Annotated in this window: 20 protein-coding genes; 13 read left to right on the top strand and 7 right to left on the bottom strand. The window is 56.4% G+C overall.

What is annotated here, in order from left to right; genetic code table 11:
* Position 1: 1 nt before the first annotated feature.
* The 9 genes from murD (at position 2) to lpxC (ending at position 10,416) form a co-directional block, all read left to right on the top strand.
* Positions 2-1,321, top strand: a complete 1,320-nt coding sequence (murD, locus tag NHG65_RS03400; RefSeq protein WP_207979278.1) for a UDP-N-acetylmuramoyl-L-alanine--D-glutamate ligase — start codon at positions 2-4, stop codon at positions 1,319-1,321.
* Positions 1,318-2,520, top strand: coding sequence for a cell division protein FtsW (gene ftsW, locus NHG65_RS03405; RefSeq protein ID WP_085120229.1), 1,203 nt, complete (start codon positions 1,318-1,320; stop codon positions 2,518-2,520). The genes murD and ftsW overlap by 4 nt, the downstream gene beginning before the upstream one ends.
* 3 nt (positions 2,521-2,523) lie before the next feature.
* On the top strand, positions 2,524-3,588 hold the full coding sequence (murG, locus tag NHG65_RS03410) for an undecaprenyldiphospho-muramoylpentapeptide beta-N-acetylglucosaminyltransferase (RefSeq protein ID WP_207979264.1): 1,065 nt from the start codon (positions 2,524-2,526) through the stop codon (positions 3,586-3,588).
* 83 nt (positions 3,589-3,671) lie between these two features.
* The gene (gene murC, locus NHG65_RS03415) at positions 3,672-5,150 is read left to right on the top strand and encodes a UDP-N-acetylmuramate--L-alanine ligase (RefSeq protein ID WP_085120231.1); all 1,479 of its coding nucleotides are present in this window, start codon (positions 3,672-3,674) and stop codon (positions 5,148-5,150) included.
* Complete coding sequence (locus tag NHG65_RS03420; RefSeq protein WP_085120232.1) at positions 5,140-6,060, top strand: D-alanine--D-alanine ligase; 921 nt, start codon at positions 5,140-5,142, stop codon at positions 6,058-6,060. The genes murC and NHG65_RS03420 overlap by 11 nt, the downstream gene beginning before the upstream one ends.
* 1 nt (position 6,061) lies before the next feature.
* A complete protein-coding gene (ftsQ, locus tag NHG65_RS03425) occupies positions 6,062-6,913 on the top strand; it encodes a cell division protein FtsQ (RefSeq protein WP_099063078.1) in 852 nt (283 codons plus the stop codon).
* On the top strand, positions 6,910-8,166 hold the full coding sequence (ftsA, locus tag NHG65_RS03430; protein ID WP_004950148.1) for a cell division protein FtsA: 1,257 nt from the start codon (positions 6,910-6,912) through the stop codon (positions 8,164-8,166). The genes ftsQ and ftsA overlap by 4 nt, the downstream gene beginning before the upstream one ends.
* Before the next feature lie 74 nt (positions 8,167-8,240).
* The gene (gene ftsZ, locus NHG65_RS03435) at positions 8,241-9,395 is read left to right on the top strand and encodes a cell division protein FtsZ (protein WP_004950150.1); all 1,155 of its coding nucleotides are present in this window, start codon (positions 8,241-8,243) and stop codon (positions 9,393-9,395) included.
* A 103-nt stretch (positions 9,396-9,498) separates the two neighbouring features.
* Positions 9,499-10,416: a UDP-3-O-acyl-N-acetylglucosamine deacetylase gene (gene lpxC, locus NHG65_RS03440; RefSeq protein ID WP_017891607.1), complete on the top strand. Its 918-nt coding sequence runs from the start codon at positions 9,499-9,501 to the stop codon at positions 10,414-10,416.
* A 139-nt stretch (positions 10,417-10,555) separates the two neighbouring features.
* On the opposite strand, the gene NHG65_RS03445 is transcribed toward lpxC, so the two are convergent.
* Positions 10,556-11,080, bottom strand: a complete 525-nt coding sequence (locus NHG65_RS03445; RefSeq protein ID WP_099063077.1) for a DUF721 domain-containing protein — start codon at positions 11,078-11,080, stop codon at positions 10,556-10,558.
* A gap of 26 nt (positions 11,081-11,106) precedes the next feature.
* Here NHG65_RS03445 and secM point away from each other — a divergent pair, with 26 nt between their 5' ends.
* From secM to mutT, 3 genes are all read left to right on the top strand, one after another.
* Positions 11,107-11,640 (top strand): secA translation cis-regulator SecM, encoded by a 534-nt coding sequence (gene secM / locus NHG65_RS03450; protein WP_099063076.1) that lies wholly within the window; start codon positions 11,107-11,109, stop codon positions 11,638-11,640.
* Positions 11,641-11,728: 88 nt separating this feature from the next.
* Positions 11,729-14,440, top strand: coding sequence for a preprotein translocase subunit SecA (gene secA / locus NHG65_RS03455; RefSeq protein ID WP_099063075.1), 2,712 nt, complete (start codon positions 11,729-11,731; stop codon positions 14,438-14,440).
* Between the two features lie 100 nt (positions 14,441-14,540).
* Complete coding sequence (mutT, locus tag NHG65_RS03460) at positions 14,541-14,945, top strand: 8-oxo-dGTP diphosphatase MutT (RefSeq protein WP_085120238.1); 405 nt, start codon at positions 14,541-14,543, stop codon at positions 14,943-14,945.
* Between the two features lie 43 nt (positions 14,946-14,988).
* Here mutT and yacG read toward each other — a convergent pair whose 3' ends face one another.
* From yacG to coaE, 3 genes are read right to left on the bottom strand one after another with little or no spacing between them, the layout of a single operon-like run.
* Positions 14,989-15,180: a DNA gyrase inhibitor YacG gene (gene yacG, locus NHG65_RS03465; RefSeq protein ID WP_099063074.1), complete on the bottom strand. Its 192-nt coding sequence runs from the start codon at positions 15,178-15,180 to the stop codon at positions 14,989-14,991.
* A gap of 50 nt (positions 15,181-15,230) precedes the next feature.
* On the bottom strand, positions 15,231-15,983 hold the full coding sequence (zapD, locus tag NHG65_RS03470) for a cell division protein ZapD (RefSeq protein WP_085120239.1): 753 nt from the start codon (positions 15,981-15,983) through the stop codon (positions 15,231-15,233).
* A gap of 5 nt (positions 15,984-15,988) precedes the next feature.
* A complete protein-coding gene (gene coaE / locus NHG65_RS03475) occupies positions 15,989-16,603 on the bottom strand; it encodes a dephospho-CoA kinase (RefSeq protein WP_099063073.1) in 615 nt (204 codons plus the stop codon).
* A gap of 444 nt (positions 16,604-17,047) precedes the next feature.
* On the opposite strand from coaE, the gene NHG65_RS03480 reads away from it, so the two are divergent.
* The gene (locus NHG65_RS03480; RefSeq protein WP_099063072.1) at positions 17,048-18,091 is read left to right on the top strand and encodes a GMP reductase; all 1,044 of its coding nucleotides are present in this window, start codon (positions 17,048-17,050) and stop codon (positions 18,089-18,091) included.
* Between the two features lie 57 nt (positions 18,092-18,148).
* Here the strand turns inward: NHG65_RS03480 and hofC are convergent, their stop codons facing one another.
* Genes hofC through ppdD form a run of 3 tightly spaced genes read right to left on the bottom strand, consistent with a single transcriptional unit; the run spans position 18,149 to position 21,236 of the window.
* Positions 18,149-19,348 carry a protein transport protein HofC gene (gene hofC, locus NHG65_RS03485; protein WP_499182941.1) on the bottom strand — a complete coding sequence of 400 codons (1,200 nt, stop codon included), beginning with the start codon at positions 19,346-19,348 and terminating at the stop codon, positions 18,149-18,151.
* Positions 19,345-20,790, bottom strand: a complete 1,446-nt coding sequence (gene gspE / locus NHG65_RS03490) for a type II secretion system protein GspE (protein WP_261416051.1) — start codon at positions 20,788-20,790, stop codon at positions 19,345-19,347. Before gspE ends, hofC begins: the two co-directional genes overlap by 4 nt.
* Entirely contained in the window at positions 20,787-21,236 is a 450-nt protein-coding gene (gene ppdD / locus NHG65_RS03495; RefSeq protein ID WP_099063069.1) for a prepilin peptidase-dependent pilin, read from the bottom strand. The genes gspE and ppdD overlap by 4 nt, the downstream gene beginning before the upstream one ends.
* Between the last annotated feature and the right edge of the window lie 159 nt (positions 21,237-21,395).

Genomic DNA, 21,395 nt, shown 5'->3' on the forward strand with positions numbered 1-21,395 from the left:
TATGACGGATTATCAGGGTAAAAAAGTGGTCATCATCGGGCTGGGCCTCACCGGCCTGTCCTGTGTTGATTTCTTTATGGCGCGCGGCGTGACGCCACGCGTTATGGATACCCGCATCTCACCGCCAGGGCTGGACAAGCTGCCTGAAAGCGTTGAGCGTCATTTGGGCGATTTGAATCTGGACTGGCTGTTGGCGGCAGATTTGATCGTCGCCAGCCCAGGCATGGCGTTGGCGACCCCGGCATTAAGCGCTGCTGCAGAGGCTGGCGTGGAGATCGTCGGTGACGTCGAGCTGTTCTGTCGCGAAGCCCAGGCACCGATCGTAGCCATCACTGGCTCTAACGGCAAAAGCACCGTCACCACCCTGGTGGGTGAGATGGCGAAAGCGGCCGGTTGGGCGGTGGGGGTTGGCGGCAATATCGGCCTGCCGGCGCTGAGCCTGTTGCGCCAGGAATGCCAGCTGTACGTGCTGGAGCTGTCAAGTTTCCAACTGGAAACCACCTTCAGCCTGCATGCGGCTGCGGCGACCATTTTGAATGTCACCGAAGATCACATGGACCGCTATCCGTTTGGCCTGCAGCAGTACCGTGCGGCCAAACTGCGCGTTTATGAAAATGCCAACCTGTGCGTGGTGAATGCGGATGATGCGCTGACCATGCCAGTACGCGGTGCAGACCAGCGCTGCATCAGCTTCGGTGCCGATGTGGGCGACTACCATCTGAACCGTCAACTGGGTGAAACCTGGCTGCGCGTGCGCGGCGAGAAAATCCTCAATACCCGTGAGATGAAGCTGACCGGCCGCCACAACTATACCAATGCGCTGGCGGCGTTGGCACTGGCCGATGCGGTGAATATCCCGCGTGCTTCCAGCCTGAAAGCGTTAACCACCTTTACCGGGTTGGCACACCGCTTCCAACTGGCCTGGGAACATAACGGCGTACGCTGGATTAACGATTCCAAAGCCACCAACGTCGGCAGCACCGAAGCGGCGTTGAATGGCCTGCAAGTTGACGGCACTCTGCACCTGCTGCTGGGCGGCGACGGCAAATCTGCCGACTTCTCCCCGCTGGCGCAGTATCTGCAAGGCGACAATGTCCGCCTTTACTGCTTCGGCCGTGATGGCGAACAGCTGGCGCAGCTGCGACCGGAGGTGGCTACGCTGACCGAGACCATGGAACAGGCGATGCAGGCGATAGCCGGTCGGGTGCAGTCCGGCGATATGGTGTTACTGTCACCGGCATGCGCCAGCCTGGATCAGTTCCGTAATTTTGAAGTGCGCGGCGATGAGTTCGCCCGCCTGGCACAGGAGCTCGGTGGATGAGACTACGCTTGCCGAACTTCGGGCTGACCGAACTGTTTAAAAACTGGGTGGCGGGATCGCGGGATAACGATTCGGTCAATATGGTGCTGTACGACCGTACCCTGCTGTGGCTGACCTTTGGGTTGGCCATTGTCGGCTTTGTGATGGTGACTTCGGCGTCGATGCCGATCGGCCAGCGTTTGGCAGACGATCCTTTCCTGTTCGCCAAGCGTGACGCGCTGTACCTCGGGTTGGCATTTGGCCTGTCGATGGTGACGCTGCGCATTCCGATGGAAGTCTGGCAGCGTTACAGCAATGTCATGCTACTGATGTCGATTGTGATGCTGTTAATCGTGCTGGTGGTCGGTAGCTCGGTAAACGGGGCATCGCGCTGGATCGCATTGGGGCCATTGCGTATTCAGCCGGCGGAGCTGTCCAAGCTGTCGCTGTTCTGTTACCTGGCGAGCTATTTGGTGCGCAAGGTAGAAGAAGTGCGTACCAACTTCTGGGGCTTCTGTAAGCCGATGGGTGTGATGGTGGTGCTGGCGGTATTGCTGTTGGCACAGCCGGACCTCGGTACCGTGGTAGTGCTGTTTATCACTACGCTGGCGATGCTGTTCCTGGCCGGCGCCAAAATGTGGCAGTTCCTGGCGATTATCGGCTCTGGTGGCTTCGCCGTGGTGCTGTTGATCATTGCCGAACCTTACCGTATGCGCCGCGTGACTTCGTTCTGGAATCCATGGGCCGATCCGTTCGGCAGCGGCTACCAGTTGACCCAGTCGCTGATGGCCTTTGGGCGCGGTGAGTTCTGGGGACAGGGGTTGGGCAACTCGGTGCAGAAACTCGAGTATTTGCCGGAGGCGCACACCGACTTTATCTTCTCGATTTTAGGCGAAGAACTGGGCTATATCGGTGTGGTTTTCGCATTGTTAATGGTATTCTGCGTCGCTTTTCGTGCTATGTCGATTGGCCGCCGTGCGCTAGAGCTCGATCAACGCTTTTCCGGCTTTTTGGCCTGCTCAATTGGCGTCTGGTTTAGCTTCCAGGCGCTGGTTAACGTCGGTGCCGCCGCCGGTATGTTGCCGACCAAGGGCCTGACGCTGCCGCTGATAAGTTACGGCGGCTCGAGCCTGTTGATTATGTCGACGGCGATCGTGCTGTTACTGCGTATTGATTATGAAACGCGTCTGGCTAAAGCCCAGGCGTTTGTGAAGAGGTAAGGGATGAGCGGGAAACCTAAGCGTTTAATGGTGATGGCAGGCGGTACCGGCGGACATGTGTTCCCGGGACTGGCGGTCGCACATCATCTGATGGCGCAGGGCTGGCAGGTGCGCTGGCTTGGAACCGCAGACCGAATGGAAGCCGATCTGGTGCCCAAGCACGGGATCGAGATTGATTTCATCCGTATTTCCGGCCTGCGCGGCAAAGGGCTGAAGGCCCAGTTGAGCGCACCGCTGCGTATCTGGCACGCCGTTCGTCAGGCGAAGGCGATTATGCGCAGCTACCAGCCGGACGTGGTGTTGGGCATGGGCGGTTATGTTTCCGGCCCTGGCGGTTTGGCGGCATGGCTGTGCGGTATCCCGGTGGTATTGCACGAGCAGAACGGCATTGCCGGGTTGACCAACCGCTGGCTGGCGCGCATTGCCAAAACCGTGCTGCAAGCCTTCCCCGGCGCGTTCCCGAACGCGGAAGTGGTGGGCAACCCGGTGCGAACCGACGTACTGGCGCTACCGCTACCGGCAGAGCGATTGATTGGCCGTGAAGGGCCGACCCGCGTGCTGGTGATTGGCGGAAGTCAGGGCGCCCGGGTACTGAATCAGACAGTTCCTGAAGTCGCGGCGAGATTGGGCGATAAAATAACGCTCTGGCACCAGGTCGGTAAAGGCGCACTGGAAAACGTGTTACGCGACTACGAGAGGGTAGGGCAGACACAGCACAAGGTGACCGAGTTTATTGATGACATGGCTGCCGCCTACGCCTGGGCTGATGTGGTGGTGTGTCGCTCCGGCGCGCTGACCGTCAGCGAGATTGCTGCCGCGGGCCTGCCGGCGATATTTGTGCCGTTCCAGCACAAAGACCGTCAGCAGTATTGGAATGCTCGTCCGCTGGAAGAAGCCGGCGCGGCGAAGATTATCGAACAGCCACAGTTTAACGCCGATGTCGTGGCAGAACTGCTGGCAAGCTGGGATCGCCCAACGCTGTTGGCGATGGCTGAAAAGGCACGTGCAGTCGCTATCCCGGATGCCACCGAACGCGTGGCGGCGGAGCTGGTGCGGGTCGCCAAATAATTTGCAGGGGTTCGGTACGCCGGACCTGAATTAAAGAATGTCATACAGGGGCTCGGCAAGCCGGACCCGGATTAGAGAGAGTGATGAATACACAACAACTGGCGAAACTACGTACTATCGTGCCCGAGATGCGACGCGTCCGGCACATTCACTTTGTCGGCATCGGTGGCGCCGGCATGGGTGGTATCGCCGAAGTGTTGGCTAATGAAGGTTATCAAATCAGCGGTTCCGATCTGGCACCGAACCCGGTAACCCAACAGTTGAGCGCGCTCGGGGCGACGATTTACTTCCATCACCGCCCGGAAAACGTGCTGGATGCCAGCGTAGTGGTGGTTTCTACCGCCATTTCCGCCGACAACCCGGAAATTGTCGCCGCCCGTGAGGCGCGTATCCCGGTGATCCGTCGCGCGGAAATGCTGGCTGAACTGATGCGCTTCCGCCACGGTATCGCCGTTGCCGGTACGCACGGCAAGACTACGACCACGGCGATGGTATCGAACATTTATGCCGAAGCCGGTCTGGATCCGACCTTTGTGAACGGCGGACTGGTAAAAGCGGCGGGTACCCATGCACGTTTGGGATCCAGCCGTTATCTGATTGCGGAAGCGGATGAGAGCGATGCGTCGTTCCTGCATTTGCAGCCGATGGTGGCGATTGTCACCAATATCGAAGCCGACCATATGGAGACTTACCAGGGCGACTTCGAGATTCTGAAGCAGACGTTTATTAACTTTTTGCACAACCTGCCGTTCTACGGCCGTGCGGTGATGTGTGTTGATGACCCGGTGGTGCGCGAATTGCTGCCACGCGTGGGCCGCCATATCACCACTTACGGTTTTAGCGATGATGCCGATGTTCGCATCGAGAACTACCGTCAGGTTGGGCCACAGGGCCACTTTACCCTGAGCCGTCAGGATAAGCCGTTGATGACGGTGACCCTGAACGCACCGGGCCGCCATAACGCGTTGAACGCCGCGGCGGCAGTGGCGGTAGCAACAGAAGAAGGCATTGACGACGCAGATATCCTGCGTGCGCTGGCGAATTTCCAGGGTACCGGTCGCCGCTTTGATTTCCTCGGCGAATTCCCGCTGGAGCCGGTAAACGGCAAAAGTGGCAGTGCGATGCTGGTGGATGATTACGGTCACCATCCGACCGAAGTTGACGCAACGCTGAAAGCTGCGCGCGCCGGTTGGCCGGACAAACGTCTGGTGATGATTTTCCAGCCGCACCGTTACACACGTACTCGCGATCTGTACGACGATTTCGCCAACGTGCTGTCGCAGGTTGATGTGTTGCTGATGCTGGATGTGTATTCCGCGGGTGAGACGGCAATCCCGGGGGCGGACAGCCGCTCGCTGTGCCGGACCATTCGCAGCCGCGGCAAGCTGGATCCGATTCTGGTTTCCGATGCGGACACGGTGCCGGAAACCCTGGCGCAGTTGCTGCAAGCCGACGATTTGGTACTGGTGCAGGGCGCCGGTAACGTGGGTAAAGTTGCCCGCAAACTGGCTGAGCTGAAACTGCAGCCACAGAAAAAAGAGGAGGAACATCATGGCCGATAAAGTTGCCGTACTGCTGGGTGGCACCTCCGCTGAACGTGAAGTGTCATTGCAATCCGGCGCCGCCGTACTGGCCGGGCTGCGTGAAGCCGGTATCGATGCCCACGGCATTGATATCCGTGACTTCCCGGTAACCCAGTTGAAAGAGCACGGGTTTACCAAAGTATTTATCGCGCTGCACGGTCGCGGCGGTGAAGACGGTACCCTGCAAGGGATGCTGGAGTTCCTCGAACTGCCTTATACCGGCAGCGGCGTGATGGCTTCGGCGCTGACCATGGACAAATGGCGTACCAAGATGGTGTGGCAGTCGATGGGCTTGCCGGTTGCGCCGTATGTAGCACTGAACCGCAAGCAGTATGCCGGTGCAGAGAAAGCGACGCTGATTGCTCGCGTGGAGGCCCTGGGCCTGCCGCTGATCGTCAAGCCAAGCCGTGAAGGTTCCAGCGTCGGGATGAGCAAGGTCACAGAGCGTGACGCGCTTGAAGCCGCATTGGAAGAAGGTTTCCGCCATGACGACGACGTCCTGGTCGAGAAATGGCTGAGTGGCCCGGAATACACGGTGGCGATGCTGGGTGACCAGGTTCTGCCTTCGATCCGCATTCAGCCGGCCGGCGTGTTTTACGACTATCAGGCCAAGTACATTTCGGACGATACCCAATATTTCTGTCCGAGTGGCCTGGGTGCGGAACAGGAAGCCGAGATGGCTGCCCTGGCGTTACGCGCCTACCGTGGGCTGGACTGCAGCGGCTGGGGCCGTGTGGATGTAATGCAGGATAGCGATGGCAGCTTCTATCTGCTTGAGGTGAATACCTCGCCAGGCATGACCAGTCATAGCTTGGTGCCGATGGCAGCGCGCCAGTCTGGTTTAAGCTTCTCGCAGCTGGTAGCGAGAATTTTGGAGTTGGCCGACTGATATGTCGCAAGCTGCCCTGAATGCACGTGAACGCGAGGTGGATAACAACCCGCGCCGCAGCAATGGAACCCAGTTGGCGGGAATGGTTTTCCTGCTGATGGTGTTGGGAACGGTCCTGTGGAGTGGCTGGGCGGTAATTGGCTGGATGAAAGACGCCAGCCGCCTGCCGCTGTCACGACTGGTGGTGACCGGGGAACGTCACTACACCACCAACGACGATATTCGCCAGGCGATCCTGGCGTTGGGATCGCCGGGAACTTTCATGACGCAGGATGTGGACATCATCCAGCAACAGATTGAACGCCTGCCGTGGATCAAGCAGGCCAGCGTACGCAAGCAGTGGCCGGATGAGCTGAAAATCCACCTGGTGGAATATGTCCCGGTAGCGCGCTGGAATGATTTGCACATGGTGGACGCCGAAGGCAAATCCTTCAGCGTGCCGGCAGAACGAATTGGCAAACAGAAATTGCCGTTGCTTTATGGCCCGGAAGGGAGCGAACAGGATGTTCTGGATGGATATCGGACCATGAGCAGCATGTTAGCGGCCAGCAAATATACGCTGAAAATGGCGGCCATGAGTGCCCGCCACTCCTGGCAGCTGGCTTTGGATAATGATGTTCGGCTGGAGCTGGGACGCGACGATCGCACCGGACGCCTGCAGCGCTTTATCGAGCTTTATCCGGTATTGCAGCAGCAGGGGCAGGCAGAAAGCAAGCGAGTCAGCTATGTCGACTTACGCTATGAGGCCGGTGCATCGGTAGGTTGGGCCCCAGTGTTAATCGACCCGCAGGCAGCAGGCGATCAGCAAAACAGTAATCAGCAACAGAATCAGGCACAGGCAAAACAACAATGATCAAGTCGACGGACAGAAAACTGGTAGTTGGACTGGAGATCGGTACTGCAAAAGTCTCCGCATTGGTAGGGGAAGTTCTGCCCGATGGCATGGTCAACATTATCGGGGTGGGCAGCTGCCCGTCTCGCGGCATGGATAAGGGTGGCGTTAACGACCTGGAGTCGGTAGTGAAGTGCGTACAGCGCGCTATCGATCAGGCCGAACTGATGGCTGATTGCCAGATTTCTTCGGTTTACCTCGCATTATCGGGGAAACACATCAGTTGCCAGAACGAAATAGGGATGGTTCCTATTTCCGAAGAGGAAGTGACACAGGAAGATGTGGAGAACGTGGTGCATACCGCTAAATCGGTACGTGTACGCGATGAACACCGCATCCTGCACGTCATCCCTCAGGAATACGCCATCGACTATCAGGAAGGCATCAAAAACCCGGTTGGGTTGTCCGGCGTGCGTATGCAAGCCAAGGTGCACCTGATTACCTGTCATAACGATATGGCGAAGAACATCGTTAAGGCAGTAGAACGTTGCGGTCTGAAAGTAGACCAACTTATTTTCGCCGGTCTGGCCGCCAGCTATGCGGTACTGACCGAAGATGAGCGCGAACTCGGCGTTTGTGTGGTGGATATCGGCGGGGGCACCATGGATATGGCGGTGTACACCGGCGGTGCGTTGCGCCACACCAAAGTGATCCCTTACGCCGGGAACGTGGTCACCAGCGATATCGCCTACGCCTTCGGCACACCGCCGACAGATGCGGAAGCGATCAAAGTTCGACACGGCTGTGCGCTTGGGTCGATTGTTAGCAAGGATGAAAGTGTAGAGGTGCCAAGCGTTGGGGGGCGTCCTCCTCGTAGTCTGCAAAGACAGACACTGGCTGAAGTTATTGAGCCACGCTACACCGAACTGTTGAATCTGGTTAACGATGAGATTTTGCAATTGCAGGAGCAACTGCGTCAGCAAGGGGTTAAGCATCATCTGGCAGCGGGTATTGTGCTGACCGGTGGCGCCGCCCAGATTGATGGCCTGGCAGCTTGTGCGCAACGGGTATTCCATACCCAGGTACGCATCGGCCAACCCTTGAACATCACGGGTCTGACGGATTATGCGCAGGAGCCTTACTACTCTACGGCGGTAGGTCTGCTGCACTATGGAAAAGAGTCTCACCTGAGTGGTGAGGCAGAAGTAGAAAAACGCGCCTCGGTGGGCAATTGGTTTAAACGTATCAATAGCTGGCTGAGAAAAGAGTTTTAATGTTTCAACAAAGAGATCATGCTGAGTAATCTTTTTATGATCTCGCAGCGACAGGCACAAAACGGAGAGAAACTATGTTTGAACCAATGGAACTAACCAATGACGCGGTGATTAAAGTCATCGGCGTCGGCGGTGGCGGTGGCAACGCCGTTGAACACATGGTGCGCGAGCGCATCGAAGGTGTTGAATTCTTCGCCGTTAATACAGACGCTCAGGCGCTTCGTAAAACGGCAGTTGGCCAAACCATCCAGATCGGTAGCGGTATTACCAAAGGTCTGGGTGCAGGCGCGAACCCTGAAGTGGGTCGCAATTCAGCGGAAGAAGACCGTGAAGCCCTGCGCGCCGCACTGGATGGTGCAGACATGGTCTTCATTGCAGCCGGCATGGGCGGCGGTACCGGTACCGGTGCAGCGCCAGTCGTCGCAGAAGTTGCTAAAGATCTGGGTATTCTGACAGTGGCCGTGGTTACCAAGCCTTTCAATTTTGAAGGCAAGAAACGCATGGCGTTCGCTGAGCAGGGTATTGCAGAATTGTCCAAACATGTGGACTCACTGATCACTATCCCGAACGACAAGCTGTTGAAAGTTCTGGGTCGCGGTATTTCTCTGCTGGACGCGTTCGGCGCGGCTAACGACGTGCTGAAAGGCGCGGTGCAGGGTATTGCCGAACTGATCACCCGTCCGGGCCTGATGAACGTCGACTTTGCCGACGTGCGCACCGTAATGTCCGAAATGGGCTACGCGATGATGGGTTCCGGCGTTGCCTGTGGTGAAGACCGTGCTGAAGAAGCAGCGGAAATGGCGATCTCCAGCCCACTGCTGGAAGACATCGACCTGTCCGGCGCTCGCGGCGTTCTGGTCAACATCACCGCCGGCTTCGACCTGCGTTTGGATGAGTTCGAAACTGTGGGTAACACCATTCGTGCTTTCGCTTCCGACAATGCGACCGTAGTTATCGGTACCTCGCTGGATCCGGAAATGAACGACGAACTGCGCGTGACCGTGGTTGCGACCGGTATCGGCATGGACAAACGTCCGGAAATCACTCTGGTGACCAACAAACAGGCCAGCCAGCCAGTGATGGATCATCGCTACCAGCAGCACGGCATGTCGCCGTTGCCGCAGGAAGTGAAACCTGCCGCCAAGGTAGTTAACGATCCGACTGCGCAGCCTAATAAAGAGCCCGACTATCTTGATATTCCTGCCTTCCTGCGCAAGCAGGCAGACTAAGAATATCCTGAGAATTTGGAATCTCCGCTCTTTGTGCTAAACTGTCCCGCCGACCTTGCTGTATGCTTGGTCGGTAGGATTGATAACATTGCGAGATAAAACGATGATCAAACAAAGGACATTAAAACGTATTGTTCAGGCGACTGGTGTCGGTTTGCATACCGGCAAGAAGGTCACGCTGACAATGCGCCCCGCGGCGGCTAATACCGGGGTCATCTATCGTCGCACTGACTTGAATCCCCCGGTTGATTTCCCGGCTGATGCAAAATCCGTGCGTGATACCATGCTATGTACTTGCCTGGTGAATGAGCATGACGTGCGTATTTCTACCGTTGAGCATCTTAATGCCGCACTGGCTGGATTGGGCATCGACAACATCGTTATCGAAGTTGACGCCGCCGAAATCCCTATCATGGACGGCAGTGCCAGTCCGTTCGTCTTCCTGTTGCTGGATGCCGGCATTGAAGAACTGAACTCTGCGAAGAAATTCCTGCGTCTGAAAGACACCGTGCGTGTTGAAGATGGCGACAAGTGGGCCGAGCTGTCCCCGCATAACGGGTTCCGCCTGGACTTCACCATCGACTTCAACCACCCGGCAATCGATGCCAGTACGCAACGCTACCGCCTTGATTTCTCTGCCGACTCGTTCGTGCGTCAAATCAGCCGTGCGCGTACCTTCGGTTTTATGCGTGACATCGAGTATTTACAGTCACGTGGCCTGGCCCTGGGCGGCAGTTTTGACTGCGCCATCGTGGTAGATGATTACCGCGTGCTGAACGAAGACGGTCTGCGCTTTGAAGACGAATTCGTACGCCACAAAATGCTGGACGCCATCGGCGACCTGTTCATGTGCGGCCATAACATTATTGGCGCGTTCACCGCGTACAAATCTGGTCATGCGCTGAACAACAAACTGCTGCAAGCGGTTCTGGCGAAACAGGAAGCGTGGGAATTTGTCACCTTCCAGGACGAAGCCGAAATGCCACTGGCATTCAAAGCCCCGTCCACCGTATTGGCATAAGCCTATACCCACAATAATTGGAGTTGCATCGCGGCGGCAAGTGAGCGAAGCCCGATGAACTGACTCAAGTCAGTGATTCGGGTGAGAAAATACAGCCAACAAAGATGCAGCTTGAAGTATGAAGGGTAGATACCGCTGATTACTTATCGCGACTGGTAGCGTTGGCACCTTCTCCGGCCAACGATGCCAGTCGTTCCAATATCTTGCGCAGTTTTTCTGGGCTGCGACTCGCCAATCCCCTTAATTCCTCAGCACTTTCCTGGCTCAGATGACGCATAGGCACCTTCGCCTGCGGATTTCCTGTGGTTTTTGCGGCGTTCTGCACAAGGTTGTTTCCTTTTGCCATCAAGGCAGGATTAATCCTGATGTCGATCGACGACAATGATGGTAGAATTTGCGCTCGTAGTGCAGATAATAAAGCCGGTTGTTCGTAGCGTAGACGCATCATCCAGCTGGCATTTGCCGTTTCTAGCACTAAAATACCCTGTCGGAAATTAGCGACGCGGCACCAGGGATGCAGTTGAACCGGCAATACGCCTTTCACTGCCCGGTTAAGCTTAAGCAGCGCCACTGCGCGTTGCTGGACGTTATACAGCGGGCCTTTGTCTTCTGTGTGAGCGTCGTCAAACAGGGAATCTAATAATTGTGGACGGCTATCGCGCATAATGGGCTCCGGCGGATAATAAACTCGTGATCGGTATTCTAAATCGTTGGCGACAATTTGGCAGACGTTATTTCTGGCCCCATCTCCTGTTAGGGATGGTCGCGGCCACGCTTGGCGTACCTACAAATCTGTCCGGCGCACCCGATCAAGCCGCTCTGCCGAGCACCTCGTCCAGCCTTAACCGGCAAAATTCCGCCAGCGGTGCCTTTAACAGTCTGGCATTGCTGCAGGAAGCGCATCGTCGCCCGAATTTCAGTGTCGATTATTGGCACCAGCATGCGCTTCGCACCGTCATTCGTCACCTTTCTTTTGCTCTCGCTCCGCAGGCAGTTTACGCGCGGATACAGGAACGCGAAGCGGAAGCGACCGAACCCCCATCACAGGTAGCGCAACTGGCGCTGCTTTCTACTCTCAACGCGCTGTTGACGCATGAGCCGAAGCCGCCGACCATCATTCGTGATACCCACCATGCCGTGCTGCCTGCCATTGCGCAGCATCAGACAGGGTTGTGGCTTGCACAGGTGCAGGGCATCCGTGCTGGACCCACAGTCTTAAGCTGATTTTTTGCCCGTCGGGCGACAAAAAACCTAAAAAATAACAGCAAATTGACGGCCTGTGTTGGCTGTCATGACAGAGATATCAAACATTATGTTAGTGAAATTATTGACCAAAGTTTTTGGTAGTCGTAACGATCGTACACTTCGCCGCATGCGTAAATCGGTTGAGCAGATCGGTCTGATGGAACCGGACATGGAAAAACTGTCCGATGACGAGCTGAAAGCCAAGACCAACGAGTTCCGCGCACGCCTGGAAAAGGGCGAAGTGCTGGAAAACCTGCTGCCGGAAGCCTTCGCCGTAGTGCGTGAGGCGAGCAAGCGCGTATTCGGTATGCGTCACTTCGACGTGCAGTTGCTGGGTGGTATGGTCCTGAACGATCGCTGTATCGCAGAGATGCGTACCGGTGAAGGTAAAACCCTGACCGCAACCCTGCCTGCCTACCTGAACGCCCTGAGCGGCCGTGGTGTGCACGTGGTAACAGTGAACGACTATTTGGCACAGCGTGACGCCGAAAACAACCGCCCACTGTTCGAGTTCCTCGGTCTGAGCATTGGTATTAACCTGCCAGGAATGCCTGCGCCAGCCAAGCGTGAAGCCTATGCCGCTGACATTACCTACGGTACCAACAACGAATACGGTTTCGACTACCTGCGCGACAACATGGCGTTCAGCCCGGAAGAGCGCGTTCAGCGTAAGCTGCACTATGCGTTGGTGGATGAGGTTGACTCCATCCTGATCGATGAAGCACGTACTCCGTTGATCATCTCCGGCCCGGCCGAAGACAGTTCCGAGATGTACATCAGGGTCAACAAGCTGATCCCTAAGCTGATCCGTCAGGAAAAAGAAGATTCCGATTCCTTCCAGGGCGAAGGCCACTTCTCGGTTGACGAGAAAGCGCGCCAGGTGCACCTGACCGAACGCGGTCTGATCCTGATCGAAGAAATGTTGATGGAAGCCGGCATCATGGATGAAGGCGAGTCACTGTACTCACCGACTAACATCATGTTGATGCACCATGTGACCGCCGCACTGCGTGCCCATGTGTTGTTTACCCGTGACGTTGACTACATCGTAAAAGACGGTGAAGTCATTATCGTTGACGAACACACCGGTCGTACCATGCAGGGGCGTCGCTGGTCTGATGGTCTGCATCAGGCAGTAGAAGCCAAAGAAGGCGTGGAGATCCAGAACGAGAACCAAACGCTGGCCTCCATCACCTTCCAGAACTACTTCCGTCTGTACGAGAAGCTGGCCGGGATGACCGGTACCGCTGACACCGAAGCCTTTGAATTCAGCTCTATCTACAAGCTGGATACCATCGTGGTGCCGACTAACCGTCCGATGATCCGTAAAGACATGCCGGATCTGGTCTATATGACCGAGCTGGAAAAGATTGGTGCAATCATTGAAGACATCCGTGAGCGTACCGTCAACGGGCAACCGGTGTTGGTGGGGACTATCTCGATTGAAAAATCCGAAGTGGTTTCTCGCGAGTTGACCAAAGCCGGTATCGAGCACAAGGTACTGAACGCCAAATTCCACGCCATGGAAGCGGACATCGTAGCTCAGGCCGGCCAAAGCCGTGCGGTCACTATCGCCACCAACATGGCGGGCCGTGGTACCGATATCGTGTTGGGTGGCAGCTGGCAGGCCGAAATTGAACAGTTGGAAGATCCGACTGAACAGCAAATTGCTGAAATTAAAGAAGCCTGGAAAATCCGCCATGATGAAGTATTGGCTGCGGGTGGCCTGCACATCATTGGTACCGAGCGCCATGAATCACGCCGTATCGATAACCAGCTGCGCGGTCGTTCAGGTCGTCAGGGTGACGCCGGTTCATCCCGCTTCTACCTGTCGATGGAAGATGCCCTGATGCGTATTTTCGCCTCGGATCGCGTTTCCAGCATGATGCGTAAACTGGGTATGAAAGAGGGTGAGGCCATTGAGCACCCATGGGTCACCAAGGCGATTGCCAACGCACAGCGTAAAGTGGAAAGCCGCAACTTCGACATTCGTAAGCAATTGCTGGAGTACGATGACGTGGCCAACGATCAGCGCCGCGCTATCTACAGCCAGCGTAACGAACTGCTGGACGTGTCTGACGTTAGCGAAACCATTACCAGCATTCGTGAAGACGTGTTCAAGACCACCATCGACGGCTACATTCAGCCGCAGTCGCTGGAAGAAGAGTGGGACATTCAGGGACTGACCGAGCGCCTGAAAAACGACTTCGATCTGGACATGCCAATCGCCGAATGGCTGGATAAAGAGCCTGAGCTGCACGAAGAAACGCTGCGTGAGCGTATTCTCGAAAAAGCGAAGGAAGAATACCTGCGCAAAGAAGAAGTGGTTGGCACCGAGATGATGCGCAACTTCGAGAAAGGCGTGATGCTGCAGACGCTGGATTCCCTGTGGAAAGAGCATTTGGCGGCGATGGACTACCTGCGCCAGGGTATCCATCTGCGTGGTTATGCGCAGAAGGATCCTAAGCAGGAGTACAAGCGCGAGTCCTTCAACATGTTCGCCACCATGCTGGAATCGTTGAAGCATGAAGTGATCAGCGTACTGAGCAAGGTACAGGTGCGGATGCCGGAAGAGGTTGAAGCGCTGGAGCAGCAGCGTCGTGAAGAAGCTGAGCGCCTGGCCAAACAGCAACAGCTGAGCCACTATGAAGAAAATGCGCTGGTCACCGAAGATCCGAATGCGCCGGCAACGGCGGAACGTAAAGTAGGGCGTAACGATCCATGCCCATGCGGTTCCGGTAAAAAATACAAACAGTGCCACGGTCGTCTGCAGAACTAAGACCGGCAGTGTTTAACCAATAAAACCCAGGGGTTCAGCATGCTGAGCCCCTGTTTTTTGGGGCGTTTACCGCGCCCGACAAATCTATCAGGAGGATGTGATGAAACATCTGAACATCGCCGTTGGCATCATTCGTAACGCCCAGCAGGAAATCTTTATTACCCGTCGCGCCGCCGATTCGCATATGGCCGGTTTTTGGGAGTTTCCAGGCGGTAAGATTGAGCAGGGGGAGACGCCGGAGCAGGCACTCAACCGTGAACTGCAGGAAGAAACCGGCATTGAAACCGAGCGCGCAGAACTACTGGAAGTGCTTGAACACCGGTTTAGCGATCGTATCGTGACGCTGAATTTTTATCTGGTGGAAGGTTGGGCAGGCGAACCCTTTGGCCGTGAAGGCCAGCCTATGCGCTGGGTGAAGCAGGCTGATTTACGGGAGGAGGAATTTCCGGAGGCCAATGTCAGTATTATCAAACTGTTGGTGGCACAGGCGAACGCTGCACAGTAAAACGAGCGGCCTGGCAGACACCAGGCCGACAAAAGACGATCGATTAACGATCGTCCCCTTCACTCCATTCTTCGCTTTCCGACAGATCGCTGCTGCTGGGAATGCGCTTTTCTTCGTCGGCCCATTCGCCCAAATCAATTAACTGACAGCGCTTGCTGCAAAACGGGCGGAACGGGCTGACTTCACCCCAAACCACGCCTTTGCCACAGGTTGGGCATTTCACTACGGTCGTCATATCTGTTCCTTACTCCCTTCCAACGCGTGAAAGGTTTTTATGTCATTGGGTTAGCAACAGGCCAACTCAAAGGTTAATCGTTCCGGGACCACGCCAAGCTCACTGTCCAGCGGCAGGAAGCGGATCGCATAGCGCGTTTTATGGCCGGAAATCTGTGGGTAAAGCTGATGGGCCAGATTGATGCGCAAGCGCAACAGATCGGCGCCTTCCGCGTTATCCTGGAAGAAACCGTTCAAACTGATCTGATTGCGAAACGGGCCGGACTGACGGATCAGATCCAGCACCATGATCAGCGCCTGGTTCAGGGGCTCCAGCGTTTGCTGCCATTTGCTGACGTCGTCATCCCGCTCTTGCTGTGGAGCATGCATCCACATGTGCAGCGTCGGTAAATCAAAGCTGCAACATCCACCGGGGATGCTCAGGCGTTGACGCACCAGGCTAATCAGCCGGTCTTCACGCAGCGATTGACCGAGGCGGGGAGCAGACATCAGTGCCGCCGCGCGCTGTTTCAGCTGGTTGCGTAACTGATCCACCAGCGACATATCGACGCCCGGTACATCGGCCCATGCCAGCAGCTTTTGCTGCTGACGTTCCAGCTCTTTCAGTAACTCGGTACGCACTTCACCACGTTCCAGTACGTCGAGCAGATCGGCGACAGTGCGGAAGAAGGTTAGGGCGATAGCTGTTTCGCTCAATGCCCGCTGGCCATGCAACTGCTGCAGTAAAAACTCCATACGCAACCAGGTGCGCATTTTTTCATTCAACGGGTGTTCAAAAAGAACGCTTGGGGAAACATCACTCATTCAGTTTAATCCTGTCGGGTCGCTGATGCCGCCAGCTCAAGGTAACGGCGATGCAGTGCGGCAACCAATGGCTCTATCCCCTGAGCGGTGCCGCTATTATCAATTATGTCATCTGCAGCGGCCAAGCGCTGCTCGCGCGTGACCTGCGCGGACAGTATGTTCTGTGCCTGCTGACGACTGATACCGTCGCGGGCGATGGTTCTGGCCAACTGAGTCTCGCTGTCAACGTCGACCACCAGCACGCGATCGGCGCGTGCCTGCAGGTTGTTTTCCACCAACAGGGGAACCACCCAAAGTGCATAGGGGCTGGTGACTTGCGCCAGTTGGCGTTGGGTTTCCTGATGAATCAGCGGGTGCAGCAGTTGGTTCAGCCAGCGCTTTTCGTCAGGGTTACTGAAGATACGCTGGCGCAGTGCGGCACGGTTAAGTGTGCCGTCTGACTGCAACATTTCATTACCAAATCGTTCGACGATGGCAGCCAGCGCTGGAGCACCAGGTTCGACAACCTGTCGGGCGATGACGTCCGCGTCGACCACCATCACGCCGTGGCGGGCAAAGGCGTCTGCCACGGTTGACTTACCGCTGCCGATACCCCCTGTCAACGCAACAATGTAGGTCATGGTAGGGAATGCACCTGATGTTCATAAAAAAATAATAGACGAATCATAAAGCGATCGCGCAGAAGTGCAAGTCAGCAGGCGGCGCTTGTCTGGCAGCTTGCCCCGTACGGTGATAAAAAACGCAGCCGGAAAGGGAAAATGAGCGGGAGGTCACACTGCGTATTCGCAGGTAAATTTGTCGGATTGTAGCGTAAATAAAGGAGAATTCGCAGTCTTGTCCGGCGATTATTAGCGAGTATGATAACGACACTGGAACTGGCATTAATCTACCCGTCGCCTTTCAAGCCGCAGCGTTGTTGACTGCACTTGCTCACCCCAGTTACTTAATTAAGTAAGCTCCTGGGGATGAGCAAGCTGGCTGCCTAGCTGCAACTTGAAATTCATAGGGTATAGGTTCGAATACTATCCTGCGATCCGTCGCCATAAACCAGGAAATCATAAGTCATGCGTATTGAAGAAGATTTGAAGTTAGGCTTTAAAGATGTGCTGATTCGCCCTAAACGCTCCACGCTGAAAAGCCGTTCAGAAGTTGAACTGGAGCGTCAGTTTACCTTCAAACATTCTGGCTTGAACTGGTCCGGCGTGCCGATCATCGCCGCCAACATGGACTCGGTCGGCACCTTCAGCATGGCAGAGGCCCTGGCTTCCTTCGACGTACTCACCGCCGTCCACAAACACTACAGCGTTGAACAATGGGCCGCATTTGTGCAGCGCGTACCGGCATCGGTGCTGCGCCATGTGATGGTCTCAACCGGCACCTCCGAAGCTGATTTTGTGAAGATGCAGCAAATTCTGGCCTTGTCGCCGGGGCTGAAGTTTATCTGTATCGACGTCGCTAACGGTTACTCCGAGCATTTTGTCGCCTTCTTGCAGAAAGCGCGCGAGGCCTGCCCAAACCATGTGATTTGTGCCGGCAACGTGGTCACCGGCGAAATGGTGGAAGAGCTTATCCTGTCCGGTGCCGATATCGTCAAGGTGGGTATTGGTCCTGGTTCAGTTTGCACCACCCGTGTGAAAACTGGTGTGGGTTACCCGCAGCTGTCTGCGGTGATCGAGTGTGCCGATGCGGCACACGGCCTGGGCGGTCAGATCGTCAGTGATGGCGGTTGTTCGGTACCGGGTGATGTAGCGAAAGCCTTTGGTGGCGGCGCGGACTTCGTCATGCTGGGCGGCATGCTGGCGGGTCATGACGAGTGCGAAGGCACCGTAGTGGAAGAAAACGGTGAGAAATTCATGCTGTTTTACGGCATGAGCTCCGAGTCAGCGATGAAACGCCACGTCGGCGGTGTTGCTCAGTACCGTGCGGCCGAAGGTAAAACCGTCAAGCTGCCATTGCGTGGTGAGGTTGAGTTTACCGTCCGTGACATTCTCGGCGGCCTGCGCTCCGCTTGCACTTATGTCGGTGCAGAGCGTCTGAAAGAGCTGACTAAACGCACCACGTTCATCCGCGTAGCGGAGCAGGAAAACCGCGTGTTCGGCAGTAACTGATTTAGCCTGACCAAACCTTGGGTGCCGTTCGGTGCTGCACTCAAGGTTCTCCAGGCGTTATCCCAAGACGTTCCCCAATTGAAATATCGGCAGGTACATGGCGATCACCAGCGTGCCGACGATCCCACCCACCACCAGCATCAATATCGGTTCCAGCGTTTGCGCCAGCGTATCGGCTAACTCAAAAGTTTGCTGCTCATGCCACAGCGCCAGTTTGCCTAACAGCGTATCTAACGAACCGGACTCTTCGCCCACCCGCACCAACTGCTGACACAAGGTGGGGAAAAGCGCCTGCTGCCCCAATGCGCTGTGGAAAGTCTGGCCTTGTGCAATCTGTTGCTGCACCCTCTCAATCGCCTGGCGGTAAAATAAATTATCCACCGACAGCGCTGCGGCGTTCAGCCCTTCAATCAGCGTGAGCCCGGCCTGCTGAGTCATGGCCAAAATACGAAATATTTGGCTCAGGCAACCACCTTTGATCAATTGTGCAACCAGCGGCAGGCGCAGCAATACGGCCTGTTCGCGTCTGCGCCAGTGTGGTTGCGGGTGCAGTTGGCGAAAATAGGCAAATAGCGTGCAGCCCAGTATCGCCGCCAGCCAGGGGCCGCCGTGGATCAACAGGGTGGAAAGGTTCAGCAACCCTTGGGTAAACCACGGCAGTGGGGCATCGAAAGACTGGTAGACGCCGGCAAATTCCGGCAGCACCATGACCAACATCAGAATACTCACCAACAGCGCCACTGCGCAGATAAACAAGGGATAACGCAGCGCTTTAACCACTTTCTTCTGCAATTTTTGCTGTGCTTCCTGTTGCTGGGCCAGTTGCAGGCAGCACTCATCCAGGTGGCCGGTCAGTTCCCCGATGGCGATTAACTGGCGGTAGATCAGAGGGAATATGGCGTGTTGCCCGGCGATAACCTCGGAAAACGGCTGGCCTTGCCGTACCTGTTCGCCCACCTCGCGCAGCAGGCAACGCCAGGCTGCGGACGGGTGTTCTGTCGCCAGCAGTTGCAACCCGCTGACCAGCGGCAACCCGGCCTGCAGCAGGGTGGCCAGTTGGCGGGTGAACTGGATCAAGGGCTCTCCGCGCCACTGGCTGGGAGCAATGCGTTTCCCGCTGTTAATTTGGCAGGGTTGCAGTCCTTGTTCGATCAGCCACTGACTAACCCGGTTTTTTTCGCTGCTCATCAGTTCGCCCTGACGCAGTTGGCCCTGCGGGTCAATCGCCTGCCAGAGGAAAAGGCGCAGCGCTTTCATACGGCCTCCTCACCGGCAATGTTGCCGACAATGCGGTACACCTCCTCCAGCGAGGTGACGCCTTGCGAAACCAGCGTTAACCCAGCCTGCAGCAGCGTGGTCTGCCCTTGCTGTCGGGCGATCTCGGCCAGTTGACCAGGAGCCGCTCCCTGCAACAGACCGGCCTGCACCTCCGGAGTGATGGTTAGCAATTCATACACCCCGGTGCGGCCGTAATAGCCGCTAAAACAGTGCTCGCAGCCGTCAGCTTGCCAGGGCAGCAGGGGCGTGGCCCAAATCGCCGCGGGGAAGCGTACCGGTTGGCTGTGCTGATAGCGACAGTGGCTGCAAAGTTTACGCACCAGCCGTTGGGCGATCACCAGCTTCAGGCAAGCGGCAATCAGATAGCCGGGAATGCCCATATGGGTCAGGCGTGTCAGGGTTTCGCTGGTGGAGTTGGTGTGCAAGGTGGATAACACCAGATGACCGGTTTGCGCGGCCTTCACCGCGATCTCCGCGGTTTCCCGATCGCGGATCTCACCGATCATGATCACGTCCGGATCCTGTCGCAGTAAGGCGCGTAAAACGCGGGAAAAATCCAGATCGGTTTTGGCATTAATTTGCGTCTGGTTAACCCCGAACAGGGGGATCTCGATCGGATCTTCGACGCTGCATAAATTACTTTGCGCGTCATTCAACTGGCGCAACCCACTGTACAGCGTGACGGTTTTACCGCTACCGGTCGGGCCGGTGACCAGCATCATACCCTGCGGGCAGGACAACGCGGCGGCGAACTGCGCCAGCGCTGTCGGATCCATTCCCAACCGATCCAGCGGCAGATCCTGGCGCTCGGTTTGCAGGATCCGTAGCACCACTTTTTCGCCGTGCAACGTGGGCAGGGTAGCGATGCGCATCGAGTAACTGGCGTTATCCAATTGCACACTGAGCTGGCCATCTTGCGGCAGGCGACGCTCGGCGATATCCAACTGCCCCATGATCTTCAGCCGGGCAGTGAGGCGGGCGGCGAGCGCAAAAGGCGGTGAGGTTATCGTCTGCAGTACCCCATCAATACGCAGCCGGATACGCAGAGCCTGTTGGTAGGGCTCGAAATGAATATCCGAGGCCCGCCGTTGAATGGCGATGCGCAGCGCCTGATTGATAAACTGGACTACGGGTGCGTCACTGTCATCGTTTAAGCAGGGCATGTCAGGTCCAACTTCTGGAACGTCTTGCGCAGGGCGATCGTCCTGTATTTGACGGTGGTTCAGTTCCAGCTCCAGCCGGGCTGCCGGCCACTGTTCCAAATGAATGCGCTTGCCGGTGGCGAAACGCAGTGCCGACAGCAACGCCTGTGGCGCCTCCTCCGTCAGGGCTACGCTCAGGCTGTGCTGGTCCTCGCTGAGAGCCAGCGCTTGATAGCGCCGGCACAGCGCATGGATTTCGTCGCTGATTGTCGTACTCATGGCGTTGGTGCCGTTGCGGTAGTGTCAAAACGGAAAACTTCCTGACAGGTTTCCTGCAGATTGGCGTTGGCGCTGGTGCATTGGCGTGTCCAACGCGTCAGCCCGCTGGTGTTTTGGGTAGGGGTCAGTGCGACCGTTAGCCCCTGCAGCGTTTGAGTACCGGTCAGCGAGATCACTCCCTGGTTGACCTGGACGGCACTGACATAACGTGAGGCGTCACCGGTCGGGATACCTTGGCTGCCGGCGTTACAACCGGTTGGTGCACCGCTGTCGAGCACGCACAGCTCAACGGCCAGCTTATACGGCGTCATGGTTTGCAGCATGTCGGTCATCGCTGCTTTTTGGATATAGCGCTGGTAGGCGGGAATGCCTATGGCGCTGAGGATCGCGATAATGGCGATCACCACCATCAGTTCGATCAGGGTAAAACCGCGCTGTGTTTCCATCTGTTATTGCCTCCATGTGAATGTGGAAGCAAAGGTAAGCGCACAGGGCGTGAGCTTCGAGCGGGTTATGGCGGTTTTGGGGCGCAGTTCCACAGCAATTTATTAGCATTGCAGAGGAAGGAGAAAAGATGGGGCGAGCTTCGCAATTCTGACGAGAAA

It is taken from the genome of Serratia myotis (assembly GCF_027474885.1).
GTDB lineage: Bacteria > Pseudomonadota > Gammaproteobacteria > Enterobacterales > Enterobacteriaceae > Serratia > Serratia proteamaculans.